2 protein-coding genes and 1 pseudogene are annotated in these 2,552 nt (G+C 61.3%); all 3 read left to right on the top strand.

The window, feature by feature from the left end; translation table 11 throughout:
* Positions 1-50: 50 nt before the first annotated feature.
* A pseudogene (locus tag AWB68_RS52015) lies at positions 51-254 on the top strand (DUF5372 family protein); the annotation flags it as partial.
* Positions 255-312: 58 nt separating this feature from the next.
* Positions 313-486: a hypothetical protein gene (locus AWB68_RS50485; protein ID WP_234476679.1), complete on the top strand. Its 174-nt coding sequence runs from the start codon at positions 313-315 to the stop codon at positions 484-486.
* On the top strand, positions 467-2,518 hold the full coding sequence (locus AWB68_RS43985) for a recombinase family protein (protein ID WP_087650331.1): 2,052 nt from the start codon (positions 467-469) through the stop codon (positions 2,516-2,518). Before AWB68_RS50485 ends, AWB68_RS43985 begins: the two co-directional genes overlap by 20 nt.
* The last annotated feature ends 34 nt before the right edge of the window (positions 2,519-2,552 follow it).

The following is a 2,552-nucleotide window of genomic DNA, read 5'->3' as shown; positions in this document are numbered from 1 at the left end:
GAACAAGGGTAAGTCATTCTGCCCGTCAACATCTCTCGCATGACATCGTAGTGCGCTACCGCTTTCACCCCCTTGTGGGTGAGCGTCTCGCGGTGGTCCGGCTGCATTACGTCAACGATGAGCCCTGCTACGTCATCCGACGCTCTAATGGCACGACGGTGTCCGTCCCCGCGTGGATGACCGAGCTTGCGGCCGCCAATGTGCGAGTCGTCGAGCAATCGCGCTTGTCCATTGCAGCGCTACTGGAGCTTCGCCGTTGTGTATCGACGTTCTTATCCTTACGGCATAGCGCAAGCCCAACAGGAGAACTCGATGCCGCCCCGCCCGATGGTTCAGATAGTGCTGTTCGAAGACGCCAGCGCAGTCCCCTTGCCGACACTACCGCAGGACGTTCAGCTCCAACTGCAGCAGCAGATGGTGCAGTGGATACGAGCCATCGCCGTGGCGATCAACCAGGGGGAAGACGATGAACAAGATCACCGCTGAACATCTGTCGCGGCTAGCCTGTGTATATGTCCGCCAATCGACGCAGGGCCAGGTGCAGAACAACCTCGAGAGCCAGCGTCGGCAATATGGGCTGGTTGAGCGCGCTCGGCAATTGGGGTGGGAGCGCGTTGAGGTCATCGACGACGATCTCGGCCGCTCCGGTTCAGGCACGCTGCGCCCGGGCTTCGAACGGTTGCTGGGCTTGCTTTGCGATGGCGAGGTCGGCGCGGTTCTGAGCATCGAAGCGTCGCGCCTGGCACGCAACGGGCGAGACTGGCACACGCTGCTGGAGTTCTGCAGCGTTGTGGGGGCGTTGCTCATCGATGCAGAAGGCATCTATGATCCCGTGCAGATGAATGACCGGCTGCTGCTCGGCATGAAAGGCACGATCAGCGAGCTGGAACTGGCCAGCTTCCGGCAGCGAGCGCACGAAGCGATGAAGCAGAAGGCTAAACGCGGAGAGCTTTACATGCATGTGCCCATCGGCTACGTACGCACCGTCGACGATCGCCTCGAGAAGGATCCCGACGAGCGCGTGCGCGCGGCCATCGACTTGGTGTTTCGCAAATTCGCCGAACTCGGCAGCGCCAGGCGCGTGTATTTCTGGCTGGGCGAGCAAGGTATCGAGATGCCGGCTGTGACGAGCGCCGGCAGCGCAGAGCGCCACGAGTGGAAGGCCCCGCGCTACCACAGCGTGCTGAGCCTGCTGCACAATCCGATCTACGCGGGTGCTTATACACATGGCCGCAGCAAGACCAGCGTGCGCATTGAGGATGGGCGCAAACGTGCCGTGCGTACCCACCAACACAGGCCCGAGGATTGGGCGGTGCTGATTCGCGATCATCACGAGGGCTACATCGACTGGGACGTGTACTGCGCCAACCGGGAGTTGATGGCCCACAACACCAATGGACATGGCAGTGCGGTGCGTGGCTCGATCAGGAGCGGCAGTGCGTTATTATCAGGACTACTGCGCTGTGGGCATTGTGGGGCCAAGCTTAGCGTGAACTATCCAGGCCCGACCAGCATCCGCTATCAATGCACCACACATATCCTCAGCCGTGACCACGCCTGCTGTGTCATGTTCGGCGGCCTCGGCGCGGATCAACTGGTGGCCGAGCAAGTGCTGCGCTGCCTGCAACCGCTGGGACTGCAAGCGGCGGTGCAGGCCATCGAGCAGTTGCAAAGCGTCGACGACGAGCGGCTCGCCCAGAAGCGCCTGGCGCTGCAGCGTGCTCGCTATGAAGTCAACCGTGCACAACGCCAATACGATGCCGTGGACCCCGCCAACCGTCTTGTTGCCGGGTCGTTGGAGAAGCGTTGGAACGATGCATTGGCCGTACAATCGCGGCTGGAGGAAGAGGTCTCCGAGTTGATGCGACAGCGCCCCGATGCACTCAGCGATGAGACCAGGCAAGCCCTCATGGCGTTGGCCGAGGATATACCACGCCTGTGGGAGCACCCCGACACGACGCCCGATGTCAGGAAGCGTATCGTGCGAACCGTGATCAAAGAGATCGTCGTGACCGCTGATGGCGACTCGGTGCGCTTCATTGTGCATTGGCAAGGCGGCGATCACACGGAGCTGAGTCTGAAGAAGACACCTATCGGTGCGCATCGCTACGTCACGAGCGCAGAGACGATCGAGTTGATCACCTCGCTGGCCCGCATGCAGCCCGATGAACGTATTGCAGCGACGATCAATCGACTTGGACACCGTACGGCGCATGGGCAAACATGGACAGCTGCGCGAGTGTGTTCGATCCGCAAGGGTCATAGTATTGCCGCCTACCGCGAGGGCGAGCGCCAGGAGCGCGGCGAGTTGACCGTTGACGAAGCGGCGACCTCGCTCAACGTCACACACACCACCGTGCTGCGGCTAATCCACCAGAAGGAACTGTCGGCCAGGCAAGTCTGTCGCAATGCGCCGTGGACCATTCGCCAAGCCGATCTCGATGAATTTCTCGCTGCCCGGGCCGAGCAAGGCCCGTCAACGCACGTCCCGGGCCAGTTGGGCCTTGATATTCAATGACATACGAAGGAGTGCATTATGGAAGGCCGTCGAA

Origin of the sequence: Caballeronia choica, from assembly GCF_001544535.1 — a bacterium.
GTDB lineage: Bacteria > Pseudomonadota > Gammaproteobacteria > Burkholderiales > Burkholderiaceae > Caballeronia > Caballeronia choica.
The sequence above is the reverse complement of the archived record's forward strand: the minus strand, read 5'-3'. Positions and strand labels throughout refer to the sequence as shown.

Bases quoted from the DNA above. Each gene is read 5' to 3' on its own strand.
- AWB68_RS50485 (WP_234476679.1), top strand. From the start codon at position 313: ATGCCGCCCCGCCCGATGGTTCAGATAGTGCTGTTCGAAGACGCCAGC.
- AWB68_RS43985 (WP_087650331.1), top strand. From the start codon at position 467: ATGAACAAGATCACCGCTGAACATCTGTCGCGGCTAGCCTGTGTATAT.